Origin of the sequence: Pseudomonas sp. JAI115, from assembly GCF_014200835.1 — a bacterium.
Taxonomy (GTDB): Bacteria; Pseudomonadota; Gammaproteobacteria; order Pseudomonadales; family Pseudomonadaceae; genus Aquipseudomonas; species Aquipseudomonas putida_A.
Map to the genome: position 1 here is coordinate 84,513 of NZ_JACHCY010000019.1, position 14,763 is coordinate 99,275.

The window sequence follows — 14,763 nt, forward strand, 5'->3', positions numbered from 1 at the left end:
TTCTCAACGGTAGACAGTCAGCGCCATGGCGCCGAACAGACAGGTAAACAGACTCAGACGCAGCAGCGCCGGGTGCCAGAAAAAGCGGTACAGGTCGAACCCCGAGAGGAACCGGTCCAGCGCCCAGGCCAGCGCCGCAGCGACAAAAAACATCAGGGTCATGGTCGGCATGTACACGCCGTGGAAGGCGATTTCACGAGGCATGGGCAAGTCCTTCGGGCTTGGCGACGGCATAGGCAGCGAGTGGTGATTGCGGGTCGAGCAACGAGGTGCGGATGAAGTGCAGATAGCTCTTCACCCGGCGTAACGCGGACGTGTCGAAGTGCGGCGCAAACGGCTCGTCGGTCGCGGCGACCCGACTGATCGCGTGATCGACCGCCACCAGTGCGCGCTCCAGATTGCTCGGGTTCGGTTGCAGAAACAGCCGCACCAGCGCCCGGCCCATGACGCGGATCGCCTGACGCCACGGCTGCGATTCGGCATACGCCGGATGCACCGGGAGGATCGCCTGTTCCTTGCGCAATTCGATGATCGCGTGGCCGACTTCGAGCACCACGAACATCCAGCGCAGCAGGTTCTTCTGCACCGTCGGCTGACCTGCCGCCAGACCATAAGCCTGGTGCAGCAGGTCACGGGTACGACTCTCGAAACTCGATGCCAGGCCCTTGAGCTTGCCGCTGATCGCATAGACCACTTGCTCGCGCAAATCCTGCTCCAGGCGCTTCCACAACCAGCGGCTGTTCGGCGGCAGAATGATCGCGCCGGCAGCGGCACACACCAGCATGCCCATGACCATCGCGATGTAGTCGTTGATGAAGCTGTAGGGGTTGTAAATGGTCAGGTTGTCCGGCACCGAACCGGTGCTGAAGAAGATCAACAGACCCAGGCCGACCCCGGCATATTTCGGTCGCGAAGCGAGGAACGAGCCGAGCACGATGACTGGCGCGAGCATCACGCACAGCAGCGGAAAACCGTCGATCCATGGGAAGATGAAAAACATCTCGACGAAGCCGATCAGCGCCCCGAGAAAAGTCCCGCAGGCCATCTGGAACGCCATGCGTTTCGGGTTCGGCGTGGCGGCAGACAGTCCCACGGTGGCGGCAGCAATCAGGGTCATGGTCGCGCCGCTCGGCCACGCGGTGGCGACCCAATAGCTGCCCAGCACAATCAGGATGAACGAGGCGCGAATCCCCGAAGCCGCAGCGGCCCACCAGTTGGTTTGCGGGGTGAACGGCTCGTCCCAGCGCTCACGTTCGTGGCGGTGATCGGCCAGCGAGGCGTGGGTCTGTGCATAACTGTGCAAGTCATCGACGAAGCGATAGAGCAGCTCGTATGCAGTATGGAAATCCAGTTGCTCGGCTTCACTCGGACCGGTTTCCTGGAAAATGCCGCGCAAGGTTCGCACGCGCGTCGGCAGGCCTTCCTTGTACGTGGCCAATGCCGTCGCCAAACGTGCCGCGTCCGGGCTGGTCAAGGCGCGGCCACTGAAGCCGTCGAGTACTTCCGCAAGATCCTGCAGGCCCGGCCTGATCGCGGCCACCACGTGTTCTTCGTCATTCACGCGCAAGCGTTCCAGCAACTGATGCAGGGCGTTGAAGCGCGTGGTAATGCCCATGAACTCGCTGTTCAAACGGCTGAGGCGACCGTTGCGCCGACGCATGTGCGGGTCTTCGAAAACGGTGACGCTGCGCAGCCCTTCCAGGCCCACGGCTTCGGCGATAAAACGCACGTTGCTCGCTTCGAACGACTCGGCTTTGCTACGCCCGCGCAGGCCATCGGTGACGAACAACGCGAACACGCCGAAGCGCTGATACAAGGCGTTGCGCATTGCTGCGCTGGCGGTTTGCGGCAGGATCGCGGCGCTGACTACTGTCGAGCAGAGAATCCCCAGCGAGATCTCCAGCACTCGCCAGACGGCGGCCATGAACGCACCATCCGGATGCGCCAGCGCCGGCAGCCCGACCATCGCGGCGGTGTAGCCGGCGAGGACAAAACCGTAGGCGCGGAAGTTACGGCAACGTGCCGCACCGGCCGAGCAGATGCCGACCCAAATCGCCAGCGAACCGAGGAACAACTCAGTGTTTTGCGCGAACAGCGCAATCAGCGTGACCATCATCGCCGACCCGGCCAGGGTGCCGAGGAAACGATAGAAACTCTTGGCGAACACCTGGCCGCTCTGCGGCTGCATGACGATGAACACGGTGATCATCGCCGTACGCGGTTGCGGCAATTCCAGGCGCATCGCCAGCCACAGCGTGAGGAACGCGGCGAGCAATACCTTGAAGATATACACCCAGGTCACGCCATCGCTGCGCGCCCAGTCAAACAAACCCCGGCGCCATTCCAGGGAGTAGAGCCAGCGTAGAGGTGCGGGCAAGGGAGTCATTTGGTCTTGCTCAATGATTGAGGACTGAAGAGTCATCTGTGGCAAACATCAATTTTTGTGGTGAACACAAACTCTGTGGTGAGGGGATTTATCCCCGACGGGTTGCACAGCAACCCTAAACAAGGCAATTGAGTTCTCACAGTCAGATTGCACACGCTCGTCTTAGGTCTGCTTCGCAGCCCATCGGGGATAAATCCCCTCACCACAGGTATTAAATTGCCAAAGAGATCGTGTGTTCACCGCAAAAGGGCCGGGGTTTTCGGGGCCAGGGTTTGCTCGGCTGTGGGCACATCATTGCCAGCCCCGAGGCCGCCACCCAACGCCGTCACCAACTCGGCATGCGCACTCAAACGCGCCGCCTGCACCTGCTGCTGCACCTGCTGTTGCTTGAACAGCAAGGTCTGCGCATTCAGCACGTTGAGGTAATCGGTGAGCCCACGTTGATAGGCGATCATCGCGATGTCGTAGGTCTTCTGCGCAGTAGCCACCGACTCGGCGGCGAAGGCTTGCTGCTTGTCCATCGACTCGCGACGGATCAACTGGTCGGAAATGTTCTTCAGCGCATTGACCAGCGTCTGGTTGTAATGCGCCACGGCGATGTCATACCCGGCGGAGGCTTCACCCAGTTCACTGCGCAAACGCCCACCGTCGAAGATCGGCAGCGAGATTGCCGGGCCGACGTTGTAATTGAGTTTCTTGCCAGTCAAAAACTCCAGCGCCCCGCCGCCGGTGGCCATGTAGCCGAGGCTGCCGACCAGATCGACGTTGGGATAAAACCCGGCATGCGCGACATCGATGCCGCGTGCCTGCGCCGCCACTTGCCAGCGACTGGCGACCACGTCCGGGCGCTGACCGAGCAACTCGGCGGGCAATGCCGATGGCAGTTTCAACGCAGCACCCAGCGCCAGCGTCGGCCGCTGCAACTGCGCACCGTCGCCCGGGCCTTTGCCGGCCAGCGCGGCGATCTGGTTGCGGCTCAGGGCGATTTCTTCGTCCAGCGCATCCAGTTGCCGATGGGTCTCCGGCAACGGCGTTTCCGCCTGACTGACTTCAAAGTGCGTGCCGATGCCGCCGTCCAGACGCTTCTGCGCCAGATCCAAAATCTGCTGTTGCTGCTTGAGGGTCGCGGCGACGATGTCGCGCTGGGCGTAATGCAGCGACAGCTCGATGTAGGCGCGCACGATATTGTTCTGCAATTCCAGCTGCGCCAGCCGCGCTTCGGCGGCGCTCATGTGCGCCAGATCCACCGCGCGTTCGCTGGCATTGCTTTCCCGCCCCCAGAGGTCGAGGGCGTAGCTGAAACCCAGCGCGGCGTTGTTGTCCCAGGTGGTGGTGTTGGCCAACTCGCCCGGGCCGTAGAACTGGTCGGTCGGCCAGTTGTGGCGCTTGAGCGTTGACTCGCCATTGATCTGCAACGACTCGGCGGCCTCGGCGACACCGGCCAGCGCCTTGGCCTGACGCACCCGTGCAGCGGCCATGGCCATGCTCGGACTGCCCTGCACGGCGAGGTCGATCCAGTGATTGAGTTGCGGGTCGCCGTAGGCTTGCCACCATTGTGCGGTGGGCCAGTTGGCGTCACGGGCGGCGTGGGCGATGGCGTCGTCAGTGGCCAGTGCGTCGGCTTCCAATGCCGTGCTATGCGGGGCAATTCCTTGCGTTGAGATGCAGCCGCTGAGACCCAGGGTAAAAGCCAGAACACTGAGCGGCAAAAGCGCTCTGATGATGCGACGCGGCACAGCTGCGAATTCCTGAAAGAGGATAAGGCGGGGATTTGTGCAGGGGTTGCCGCAGGCTGCGATCTTTTGATCTTGATTCCCTTAAAACAAAATCAAAAGATCGCAGCCTGCGGCAGCTCCTACAGGGAGCGGCGCAATTCTAGGTGGGCGCCTTGGTGGCGATAAGCTGGGATTCCTGTGAATCTTTGTTACCGTTAACGAGATAATCCGTTGGTCGGGGGTCTCAGCCCCTGAAACTTCGTGTCACAATTTGCCATCTCCCTTGAGAGCACCCCATGGACACATTGCAAAACATGCGCGCCTTCAGTTGTGTGGCCGAAGCCGGCAGCTTCACCGCCGCCGCCGTGCAACTCGACACCACCACGGCCAACGTCTCGCGCGCGGTCTCCAACCTGGAAGCCCACCTGCAAACCCGCCTGCTCAATCGCACGACCCGGCGCATCGCCCTGACCGAGGCCGGCAAGCGCTACCTGCTGCGCTGCGAACAGATCCTGGCCTATGTCGAAGAAGCCGAAGCCGAGGCCAGCCAGGCCCACGCCCGCCCCGCCGGCCAGTTGAAAGTGCACACCATGACCGGCATCGGCCAGCACTTCGTGATCGACGCCATCGCCCGCTACCGCAAGACCCACCCGGACGTGACCTTCGACCTGACCATGGCCAACCGCTTGCCGGACCTGCTCGACGAGGGCTACGACGTGTCCATCGTGCTCGCCAGCGAACTGCCGGACTCGGGCTTCGTCTCGCAACGCCTGGGCATCACCTACAGCATCGTCTGCGCCTCCCCGGCCTACGTGAAAGCCAACGGCTGCGCGCAAAAGCCCGCAGACCTGCTGAACCACGCCTGCCTGCGCCTCGTCAGCCCGGTGATCCCCCTGGAAAAATGGGCCTTCAACGGCCCGGACGGCCAGGAAATGGTCACCATCAACAGCTCGCCGTTCCTGGTGAACTCCGCCGACGCAATGAAAGCCGCGATCATCAGCGGCATGGGCGTCGGCGTCCTGCCGGTCTACGCCGCCATCGAAGGCCTGCGCAACGGCACGCTGGTACGGATGATGCCGAACTACCGCTCGCAGGAACTCAACCTGTACGCGATCTACCCGTCGCGGCAATACCTGGATGCGAAGATCAAGACTTGGGTCGATTATTTGCGCGGGTCACTGCCGGAGATATTGGCGGCGCATCAGGCGGAACTGGCGGCGTATGAGTTGAGTGGGAGCCTCGCCGGAGCCCGCGTCGCCAACTGATTTTCAACACACGGTGTTCACTGTAGGAGCTGCCGCAGGCTGCGATCTTTTGCCCTTGATGTTTAAAAATCAAAAGATCGCAGCCTACGGCAGCTCCTACAAAAGCGGTGATTTGAAGGGAGTTTTCCGACAGGTTTTGACGGTTGTGGCTCGGAAGTGGGGTGGATAGGCTCAGGGGGTCGTTGACGAATCAACGACCGGACTTGGTCGTCCGGGTTTAGAATGGCGCACTTTTTAAGCTTGCTTAATGGCGAGCTGTGCGTGGGAGGGCCTTGGCCCTGCCGGGTTTCCATTCCCTGGTCGACCAACCTGCGTACGGTTCGCCACCCTATTGCTTGGTCGCAGTACGTGGCGAACTCCACATCCCGAATGGAGTTCCACCATGATCAAACCCACACCCAATCCGCCCCAAGCCGAAAGCACCTCCCCCTACGAATCCCTCGATTCAAAAAAGCTCCACGACGCCGCCGAGCGTGCACTCGACCATTACCTGAAACCTTCCGCCGCCGCTGTGAGATTCCACAAACCCAGCAGCATGTTCCAGGTCGTCCCCGACATGGACAACGAAAGCCTGCTGGTTCACGCCTGCGAATCACTGGCCTCGGCAAGCATCATGACCAGCGACATTGCGGCCTATGTCGAAAGCCCGCAGCGACAGACGATACTGGCGATCCAGCAAATCATCATGCTGGCCGAGCTGGCGGTGAATCGGGTGCTGGATAACCACGAAATCTCGCAGTCTCCAACACACAACTAATCCCCCTGTGGGAGCGAGCCTGCTCGCGAAAGCGTCAGCCCATTCAATATTTTTGGTGCCTGACACACCGCTTTCGCGAGCAGGCTCGCTCCCACAGTTGGAATGGGTGTGTTCAATTGGAGACTGGTCGGCTCGTAGGCCGCCTTCGCGAGCAGGCTCACTCCTACAGAAAAGCAAAGCAGTCCAGACAGACCGCATGCTCTTCACCACTCAATGGCCGAGTGTCAGCTCGCCGAAAGCTCTTGATCTTGCCGTGCCGGCCCCATCGGCAGGCTGAGTGGAGGGGTTTATCCGGGGGTGGGAGCGCAGCGACCGTTTGGCGAAGCCAAATGCATCGAGAGGAGGTGCAGCGAAGCAAACCGGAGGCGATGCCCCCGGATGAACCCCGCAACGAAGGAACCCGAGCCTAAGCGAGGGCCGAACGCAGGGGCCAAGACCTTTGCTTCCTTTGGGGCGTTTGCCAAAGGGAGTCGCTGTAAGAGCGAAACCGCCAGCAGCAGCACCCGAAGCAACGGATATGTCCCCCATCAACCCAAAGCATGGTCGGCCCAGAGGCCGCCAAGACAACCCAAAACAGAAATGTTAGCTTGCTTGGCAATAAAGCCCAGAAGCCGAGCCCATAGCGATGAAAAAAACAGTCCTGGCCTTCAGCCGCATCACCCCACCCATGATCGAACGCCTGCAACAAGAGTTCGACGTCATTGTCCCCAACCCGAAGAACGGCGACATCAACGCCCAATTCAACGAAGCCCTCCCCCACGCCCACGGCCTGATCGGCGTCGGCCGCAAACTCGGCAAGGCCCAACTCGAAACAGCCACAAAACTCGAAGTAGTCTCCAGCGTCTCCGTCGGCTACGACAACTACGACCTCGACTACTTCAATGAACGCGGGATCATGCTCACCAACACCCCCGACGTACTCACCGAAAGCACCGCCGACCTCGCCTTCGCCCTGATCATGAGCAGCGCCCGCCGCGTCGCCGAACTCGACGCCTGGACCAAGGCCGGCCAATGGCAGGCCAGCGTCGGCGCACCGTTGTTCGGCTGTGACGTCCACGGCAAAACCCTGGGCATCGTCGGCATGGGCAACATCGGCGCCGCCGTCGCCCGCCGTGGCCATTTCGGCTTCAACATGCCGATTATCTACAGCGGCAACAGCCGCAAGACCGAACTGGAACAGCAACTCGGCGCAGAGTTTCGCAGCCTCGACCAGTTGCTCGCCGAAGCCGACTTCGTCTGCCTGGTGGTGCCGCTCAGCGATAAAACCCGCCACCTGATCAGCCATCGCGAATTGGCGTTGATGAAGCCGGGGGCGATTTTGGTCAACATCTCCCGTGGCCCGGTGGTCGACGAGCCGGCGCTGATCGAAGCCCTGCAAAACAATCGCATCCGTGGCGCCGGACTGGACGTCTACGAGAAAGAACCGCTGGCCGAGTCGCCGCTGTTCCAGTTGAAAAATGCTGTGACATTGCCGCACATCGGCTCCGCCACGAATGAAACGCGCGAAGCCATGGCCAATCGTGCACTGGCCAATCTGCGCAGCGCGCTGCTCGGCGAACGCCCGCAGGACCTGGTCAATCCGCAAGTCTGGCGCGGATAAAAAATGACGGGCAAGTGCAGAACCGCACTTGCCCGTTAGTTGCCGCCCTACACAACTTGAAATTGAACAACAAAGCCAATTTAACAACAGCATTATAAGCTCTGCCTGGCAATCGAATGATCGACCACTGCTATGGAGAGCTAATCCCGTGAACAACCTGACAACCGATAAAGTTATTCGCTACAGCAAAGTTATATTGATGGCTTACATCAGCTTCTTTGGTGTATTGGTGATGATTCACAACTTTACCGACTATGACTCGAACTACACGTACGTGGCTCATATCCTGAGCATGGACACTACCACCGCCAATGAGTCCATAAAATACCGAGCCATCGATTCACCGATGATTCATCACCGGATCTACTGGTTCATCATCACGCTGGAAGTAACGTATACGACGTTATGCCTGATAGGCACCTATCAACTCTATCGGCACATCAATGCGCCTGCAGAGGTATTCCACGAGGCAAAAAAGTTCTCGATCATGGGCATACTGACGGCAATTTTCATTTATTACGTGTGCCTGCAAACCGTGGGTGTGGAATGGTTTGACATGGACACCTCACAATCATGGAATGCCAAGGACTGGGCCCGGCATATCATTGACTTCATATTCCCGGTGATGATTTACATCACCTTGAAAGTCGAGCGCTGATGTTCAGTGATCGTTTGTTTCATACCAACTTCCCCTGCACCGGCGCCACCAGCGTTTTCGGCTTACGAAACACCAAGACATTACCCAGCATCACCAACACCAGCCCGAGCAACGCCGGTGCCGTCCACTGATAACCTTCAGCAAACGCTGACACGTTCAGTGCCACCACCGGGAACAGCACGGTGCAATACGCAGCACGCTCCGGCCCCATACGTCCGACCAGCGTCAGGTACGCGGTGAAGCCGATCACCGAACCGGGGATCACCAGATACAGTAACGCCCCGACGTAACGTGGCGACCACTCCATGTCGAACGCAATGCCATTGACCAGACACCACACCGACAACATCGCCGCCCCGTAGGCCATGCCCCAGGCATTGGTGGTCAAGGGTTTCAAGCCTGCCTTCTGCTGCAGACTCGACAACATATTGCCCGCCGAAAAACACAAGGTGCCACACAGCGCCAGGCCAAGACCAAGCAACGTTTCGGGGCTGGCGTGATGGCCGGCCAGTTCCGGCCAGAACAGCATTCCCAGACCGAACAGGCCGAGCGCCCCGCCCATCAAAACATTGCGCGCGATGCGCTGACCGAAGAATACGTGTGCATTGAGCGCATTCCACAAAGTGGCCGTGGAAAACACCACCGCCACCAGCCCGCTGGGAATCCACTGGCTGGCGGTCAGAAAGCACATGAAGTTGACGCAGAACAGGCACAGCCCCTGCGCCACACAGATCAGATGTCCGCGCCGATTCATCGGTTGCAGCCGCCGACTGAGCAGCAACAGCACGAACAGCACCAGCGCGGCGAGACCGAAGCGATAAACGATCGACACCGGAATCGCCACCACGCCCAGTTGCCATTTCAGGGCAATCCAGGTGGTGCCCCAGATCAGCACGGTCAGCAGATACAGCGAAAGGTTCATGACGAAACTCCTGAGAACACCGGACACTCTGTGGCAAGCGAGCTTGCTCGCGCTTGAGTGCGCAGCACTCACTGATGGGTCCGCTGCGCAGCCCGGCGGGAGCAAGCGCCCTCGCCACAGGGTTGTGTTGTATGGAGGTTCAGGGTGCGACAGCAACGATCGGGGCGCTTGCAGATTCTTGCGCTTTTGTCGCTCGACAGGCTGGCAGCGCGAAAGCTACGGAGTAGGATGCAAGGCGTTGGAGAGAACCGAATATGGCCGCTATCGATACCCTGCAAGTCTTCCAAGCCCTCAACCGCTCGCCGAATGCACGCCTGTTGCACAGCGCCGATCTCGGTGACGGCTTGTCTGCGGCCCTGTGGACCAACCACCACGATGCCCAGGAATACGAAACGCCGAGCCACCACACGCTTTCCTGCTACATCGCCGGGGGCACGGGCACCTTTCGCCGTGGCCAACCGGGGCGCAAGGGCGGACCGGACAAGTTGTGCATCCTGCCCGCCGATCACCAATCGGGCTGGGTGATCAACGGCGATCTGCGTCTCGCTCATCTGTATTTCAGCGCCGAACAATTTGCCCTGGGTTGCGTCACGCTGCTGGATCGCGAGCCGCGAGAGATGCAGTTGCGCGAGCAGACCTTTCTGGAAGATCCGCAGCAGGCCCGACGCTTTCGTCAGTTATTGACACTGAATTGGGACGAACCGGCCGAACGCCTGCTGACCAGCAGCATTGCGCATGAATTGATCAGTCATACCCTGCTCAGCCAGGTCGGCGCCCGGCAGGGTGTGCGCCTCAAGGGCGGACTGGCGCCCCATCAGCGGCGGCAACTGGTCGAGTTCATCGACAATCAGTTGGCCGAGCCGATCAGCCTCGGGCAACTGGCCGGATTGTGTGCGCTTTCGGAATACCACTTTGCGCGGATGTTTCGCGTGAGCTTCGGCCTGCCGCCGCATCAGTACGTGCTGGCGCGGCGCTTGAACCGGGCGCGGGAATTGTTGCGTGGCACGGCGTTGCCGCTGGGGGAGATTGCACTGGGGTGCGGGTTTGCCAGTGCCAGTCATTTCACCAACCGGTTTCGGCAAGTATTGGGTGGGACGCCTGGGGATTATCGACAGGCGTTTTTGCGTTAGATCCGGGGTTTTTATGGCCTGATCGGGCCGCTTCGCGAGCAAGCCCGCTCCCACAGAGTTCAGAGTGAACTCAGATTGTGTGAATAACACCATCCAATGTGGGAGCGGGCTTGCTCGCGAAGAACGATGCCGCGGTCCTGAATCAGAACTCCAAAGTGCTCGACAACGAAATCTGCCGCGAATCGCCCATCGACACAAAGAACCGGCTCGCCGCGGAGGTGTAGTAGGTGCGGTCGAACAGGTTCTTCACGTTGAGCTGGAACTTGACCTTCTGCCCTTCGAGTCTGGTGTCGTAAGTGGCAAACGCATCGGCCACGGTGTAGCTCGGCAGGTCGAAATCATTCACCGCATTGCCCGCGCGTTCGCCGACATACCGCGCCCCGGCACCGACCCGCAGTTGGTCGCCACCAATCACGCTGCCGAAGTCATACACCGCCGACAATGAACCGCTGTTCTTCGCCACGTTTTGCAAGCGATTGCCTTTGTAGTCCGGGTCTTCGGTGACCTCGGCATCGGTGTAGGCATAGGCGCCGATCAGGCTCCAGCGATCGGTCAACTGCCCAGTCAGATCCAGTTCCAGACCACGGGAACGCACTTCGCCTGCGGCGCTGTAAATGGTGGTCGGGCCTTCAGAATTGGAGACCAGCACGTTGCGCTTCTTGATGTCGAACAGTGCGATATTGCCTGTGATGCGCCCCGGCATATCCAGACGCGCACCCAGTTCCCACGACTTGGCCTCTTCCGGCGCAATGCTGCCGTCGAGCACGGTGCTGCTGCCGCTGAGCGGGGCGATGGTCGAGTTGGGTTTGAACGATTCGGTGTAGCTGCCGTAGAACGATAATTCGTCGGTGTAGCGATACACCAGACCGGCGCGCGGTACGAATTTCTGCCCGTTGCTGTCGGTGTTGGCCTTGAACGGCACGCCTTTGCCGGCGTACTGGTCGTACTCCTGGAAGCGTCCGCCGGCGACCAGAATCCACTGGTCGTTGAGGTGTATCGAGTCCTGCAGAAACACCGAATCGCTGCGCAGCAGATCGGTCTGCGCGCTGTCCGCCGGGCTGACCGTGGTGCCTTCGACTTCACGGCCATACACCGGATTGACATAGCTGAAGGTGCTCAGGCTTTTCTGGCGGATCAGGTCAGCGCGGTAGATCTTGCGGTACTCATCGTCAACGCCGAACACCAGATCATGTTGCATGCCCAGCAGGTTGACTTTGCCTTCGAGGCTGGCGGTGGTGAAACGATCAGTGCTGATCGCGCCTTGCGTGCCGTCCATGCTGCGGGTCAGCGTGCCTTTTTTGGTGTCGATGGCGGTCACGCGCACCTGGCTGGCGTCGTAGGTTTCGCGGTTCCAGCTGTAGCCGAAGTGGGCCTTCCAGTCGTCGTTGAGTTCGTGGTCAGCCTCGAAATGGTACAGATCCGAGCGGCCTTCCATGTCGTTGAACGGCTCGTCCAGACGCTCGTTGCGCGAGATGTCCAGCGGATGGTTGGTGCGTGGATCGATCACCGTGCCACGGTCGAACGGGGTGAGAAACTCGCGGTGTTCATAGCCGAACGACAGCTTGGTGCGCTCGCCGAACCAGGCCAGCGACGGTGCGATCAGCGTCTCGCGGTGAGTGCCGTAGTTGCGCCAGTAATCTTCGTCTTCGTGATCCAGTACCAGCCGGTAGGCCAGCCCGGATTCACCCAGCGCACCAGTGCTGTCGAAGGTGCCGCCGCTGCCATTTTTGCCGTCGCCGTAGGTGGAACCGCGCAGGGTCAGGGCGTTGTATTGAGTCAGTTCCGGCTTCTTACTGACCAGGTTGACCACACCGCCCGGGTCCTGAATGCCGTAGAGCAACGAGGCCGGGCCCTTGAGCACTTCGACCCGATCGACTGTGGCGTTCATGCCGCGGCCCTGCACGATCGGCATGCCGTCGCGCATGATCGAGCCATTGCGGTTGTCGCCAAAGCCGCGGGTCATCACCGAGTCCTGGGTGCTGCCCAAGGTGTTGCCCTGGGTGATGCCGCTGACGTTGGCCAGCGCATCGTCGAGATTGCGCGGGGCCTGATCGCGAATGACCTGGGCCGGGATCACGTTGACGGTCTGCGGGATTTCCTGCAGCGAAGCCGAGGAGCGCATCACCGAACTGGTCTGCGGCGGCTGATAGCTCATCGACTCGTCACGCATCGACGTGATGGTGGTCGCGCCAAGATTGAGTGCGCCTGCGGTGGGTTGCGGTTCCAGCGCCAGGGTGTGGCTGTCGGTACGGCGAAAGGTCATGCCGGAACCACTGAGCAGGCGTTGCAGCGCCTGTTCGGCGCTCATCTGGCCGCTGACGGCCGGGGCGTTGAGGCCGTACGGCGCTTCATCGGTGTAGACCACGCTTTGCCCGGTGACGCGGCTGAAGTCGCTCAGAGCCTGGGGCAGTGGTTTGGCGCTCAGGGAGAAACTGAACTGTTTCTGTGTCGGGCTGCTGACGGTTTCAGCGGCCAGCGCCACACTCAGCGGCAACAGCGCCAACGCCGAAAAACTCAATGCCGAAACACCCAACCACTGTTTGACCGAACCCGATTTTGCCCTGGACTTCATTGCTCAATGACCTGTGTAGAACCGCAACGGATGCGAATGACTCGCAGTTTCAGTCACTACACGGATGGGGCTGCGGTTTACCTCACCACAAATTTGAAAATATTTTTTGCTGTCTGAAAGAACGCTATCGCGAGCAGGCTCACTCCTACAGGGGGAACACATTCCAAATGTAGGAGTGAGCCTGCTCGCGATGGCGCCGGCAGGCTCAGCGCAAAATAATCAGATGCCCCAACACCTGATGCTGCTCAAACCCCATCACACCTTGCAGGGAACTGAGCACCGCCTGCGGATCCTTGCTCGGAAAACTGCCGCTGACCTTGCGCGCAGCCAACTCATCATTGAGCACAACAATCCGTCCCGGGTAATAGCGCCGCAGATCCTCCACCACATCGGCCAGCGACGCCTTGTAGTAATTCAGCCAGCCCTGACGCCAAGCCAGTTGCGCCTCGCTGTCCACCGCGTGCAGTTTTTCTGCACTGCCCTGCCCGTAAGCCACTTGCTGGCCGGCGGTCAGAATCTGCTGTTGCGCGTTGCGATCCGCCGTCACGCCAACGCGCCCGGACAGCACCGTGACCTGCGCACCTGCGGGCTGCAGTCGCACTTCGAATTGCGTGCCGAGCACCCGCGCCTCGCCCTTCTCCGCCGCGACCACAAACGGATCCCCCGTATGCGTGACACTGAAAAATCCGGCACCGCGACGCAATTGCACATGCCGCTCGCCCTGACTGAAATCCACCGCGATGGCACTGTCGGCATCCAGCGTGACTTGCGATTGATCGGCCAGTGTCACGGTGCGGACTTCACCCGGCGCCGAGACGTAATCGGCACCGAGATCATCGATCCAGCGCTGCGGCTGCCAACCCGTGCCAAGGCTGATCATCAGCATCAGACACGCGGCCATCGCCAGCGCGCCCGACCAGCGCAGCAGCAGTAAACGACGCGGACGATCCATCGCATTGAGGTAGCCCTGCAACGCCAACGCCTCTTCATCGGCCAAGGTACGCGCCGGACTTTCGCTCAACTCCCAGAGCACTTGCGCCTGGGCGTAGGCCTCGGCGTGGGCCGGGTCGGCGCGCAGCCATTGACTGAAGGTCAGTTGATCGCCGGTGCTCGGGCGGTCGTGCAGCAGGCTCAGCCAGGCGAGCGCGGCCTGCTCCTGAGCGGGCGTTGGAATGACGCGGTCGTTGGCTTTCACGGTGCTTTCCCTGGCAGGCGTGGCGCGGGTTCGCGCAGGCTGGCCTTGCAGGCCTCGAGGGCGCGCATCATATGTTTTTCCACGGCACTTTGGGACAGGCCCATGGCCTTGGCGATGTCTGCGTATTTGCGGCCGTGGATGCGATTGAGCAAAAAGATCTGTCGGGTGCGCTCGGGCAAGGCGCGCAACGCTGCTTCGACATGGCGCAGATCATTGCCCGCTTCGAGCGCGGCTTGCGGTTCGCTGCCGTGGCTGTCCGGCGCATCCGGTTGCCAGCCCTCATTGACCCGCACCCGGGTGCCTTCGCTGCGCAAGTGGTCGATGGCGATGTTGCCGGCGCAGCGCAACAGGTAGGTGCTGAGTTCTTCGACCTGCACCAACGGCCGTCGCCAGAAACGCAGGAACAGATCCTGCACCAGATCCGCCGCCGTGGCCCGGCAGCCGACGCGCCGGTTGACCAGCGCTTCCATCTGTGAGCGCTGCGACAGGAACACCTGGAGAAAATGCGCACGCGCGCCGTGTGGCTCGTCGTCGCGGGATTCCGGAGGATGACCGATCAGCAT

At 60.8% G+C, this 14,763-nt stretch carries 12 protein-coding genes; 5 read left to right on the forward strand and 7 right to left on the reverse strand.

Annotated features, from left to right (window positions below):
- Positions 1-3: 3 nt before the first annotated feature.
- The 3 genes from HDC30_RS26685 to HDC30_RS26695 all read right to left on the reverse strand — a co-directional run bounded on the left by HDC30_RS26685 (position 4) and on the right by HDC30_RS26695 (position 4,122).
- Positions 4-204, reverse strand: a complete 201-nt coding sequence (locus tag HDC30_RS26685; protein WP_003221811.1) for a DUF1656 domain-containing protein — start codon at positions 202-204, stop codon at positions 4-6.
- Positions 194-2,386: an FUSC family protein gene (locus HDC30_RS26690; protein ID WP_183785849.1), complete on the reverse strand. Its 2,193-nt coding sequence runs from the start codon at positions 2,384-2,386 to the stop codon at positions 194-196. The genes HDC30_RS26685 and HDC30_RS26690 overlap by 11 nt, the downstream gene beginning before the upstream one ends.
- A gap of 236 nt (positions 2,387-2,622) precedes the next feature.
- Complete coding sequence (locus HDC30_RS26695; RefSeq protein ID WP_183785851.1) at positions 2,623-4,122, reverse strand: efflux transporter outer membrane subunit; 1,500 nt, start codon at positions 4,120-4,122, stop codon at positions 2,623-2,625.
- 275 nt (positions 4,123-4,397) lie between these two features.
- On the opposite strand from HDC30_RS26695, the gene HDC30_RS26700 reads away from it, so the two are divergent.
- The 4 genes from HDC30_RS26700 (at position 4,398) to HDC30_RS26715 (ending at position 8,381) form a co-directional block, all read left to right on the forward strand.
- The gene (locus HDC30_RS26700; RefSeq protein WP_183785853.1) at positions 4,398-5,366 is read left to right on the forward strand and encodes a LysR family transcriptional regulator; all 969 of its coding nucleotides are present in this window, start codon (positions 4,398-4,400) and stop codon (positions 5,364-5,366) included.
- Between the two features lie 382 nt (positions 5,367-5,748).
- Complete coding sequence (locus HDC30_RS26705) at positions 5,749-6,123, forward strand: DUF6124 family protein (RefSeq protein WP_096795161.1); 375 nt, start codon at positions 5,749-5,751, stop codon at positions 6,121-6,123.
- A 625-nt stretch (positions 6,124-6,748) separates the two neighbouring features.
- A complete protein-coding gene (locus tag HDC30_RS26710; protein WP_183785855.1) occupies positions 6,749-7,723 on the forward strand; it encodes a D-glycerate dehydrogenase in 975 nt (324 codons plus the stop codon).
- A 148-nt stretch (positions 7,724-7,871) separates the two neighbouring features.
- Positions 7,872-8,381: a DUF2165 family protein gene (locus tag HDC30_RS26715; RefSeq protein ID WP_103369613.1), complete on the forward strand. Its 510-nt coding sequence runs from the start codon at positions 7,872-7,874 to the stop codon at positions 8,379-8,381.
- 19 nt (positions 8,382-8,400) lie between these two features.
- On the opposite strand, the gene HDC30_RS26720 is transcribed toward HDC30_RS26715, so the two are convergent.
- A complete protein-coding gene (locus HDC30_RS26720) occupies positions 8,401-9,303 on the reverse strand; it encodes a DMT family transporter (RefSeq protein ID WP_183785857.1) in 903 nt (300 codons plus the stop codon).
- 254 nt (positions 9,304-9,557) lie between these two features.
- Here HDC30_RS26720 and HDC30_RS26725 point away from each other — a divergent pair, with 254 nt between their 5' ends.
- Positions 9,558-10,433: a helix-turn-helix domain-containing protein gene (locus HDC30_RS26725; RefSeq protein ID WP_183785859.1), complete on the forward strand. Its 876-nt coding sequence runs from the start codon at positions 9,558-9,560 to the stop codon at positions 10,431-10,433.
- 142 nt (positions 10,434-10,575) lie between these two features.
- Here the strand turns inward: HDC30_RS26725 and HDC30_RS26730 are convergent, their stop codons facing one another.
- The 3 genes from HDC30_RS26730 to HDC30_RS26740 form a co-directional block, all read right to left on the reverse strand.
- Positions 10,576-13,005, reverse strand: a complete 2,430-nt coding sequence (locus HDC30_RS26730) for a TonB-dependent receptor (protein WP_183785861.1) — start codon at positions 13,003-13,005, stop codon at positions 10,576-10,578.
- 205 nt (positions 13,006-13,210) lie between these two features.
- On the reverse strand, positions 13,211-14,200 hold the full coding sequence (locus tag HDC30_RS26735; RefSeq protein ID WP_183785863.1) for a FecR family protein: 990 nt from the start codon (positions 14,198-14,200) through the stop codon (positions 13,211-13,213).
- Positions 14,197-14,763 carry an RNA polymerase sigma factor gene (locus tag HDC30_RS26740; protein WP_003221797.1) on the reverse strand — a complete coding sequence of 189 codons (567 nt, stop codon included), beginning with the start codon at positions 14,761-14,763 and terminating at the stop codon, positions 14,197-14,199. Before HDC30_RS26740 ends, HDC30_RS26735 begins: the two co-directional genes overlap by 4 nt.

Bases quoted from the DNA above. Each gene is read 5' to 3' on its own strand.
- HDC30_RS26725 (WP_183785859.1), top strand. From the start codon at position 9,558: ATGGCCGCTATCGATACCCTGCAAGTCTTCCAAGCCCTCAACCGCTCG.
- HDC30_RS26690 (WP_183785849.1), bottom strand. From the start codon at position 2,386: ATGACTCCCTTGCCCGCACCTCTACGCTGGCTCTACTCCCTGGAATGG.
- HDC30_RS26730 (WP_183785861.1), bottom strand. From the start codon at position 13,005: ATGAAGTCCAGGGCAAAATCGGGTTCGGTCAAACAGTGGTTGGGTGTT.
- HDC30_RS26685 (WP_003221811.1), bottom strand. From the start codon at position 204: ATGCCTCGTGAAATCGCCTTCCACGGCGTGTACATGCCGACCATGACC.
- HDC30_RS26740 (WP_003221797.1), bottom strand. From the start codon at position 14,763: ATGCTGATCGGTCATCCTCCGGAATCCCGCGACGACGAGCCACACGGC.
- HDC30_RS26705 (WP_096795161.1), top strand. From the start codon at position 5,749: ATGATCAAACCCACACCCAATCCGCCCCAAGCCGAAAGCACCTCCCCC.
- HDC30_RS26710 (WP_183785855.1), top strand. From the start codon at position 6,749: ATGAAAAAAACAGTCCTGGCCTTCAGCCGCATCACCCCACCCATGATC.
- HDC30_RS26700 (WP_183785853.1), top strand. From the start codon at position 4,398: ATGGACACATTGCAAAACATGCGCGCCTTCAGTTGTGTGGCCGAAGCC.
- HDC30_RS26720 (WP_183785857.1), bottom strand. From the start codon at position 9,303: ATGAACCTTTCGCTGTATCTGCTGACCGTGCTGATCTGGGGCACCACC.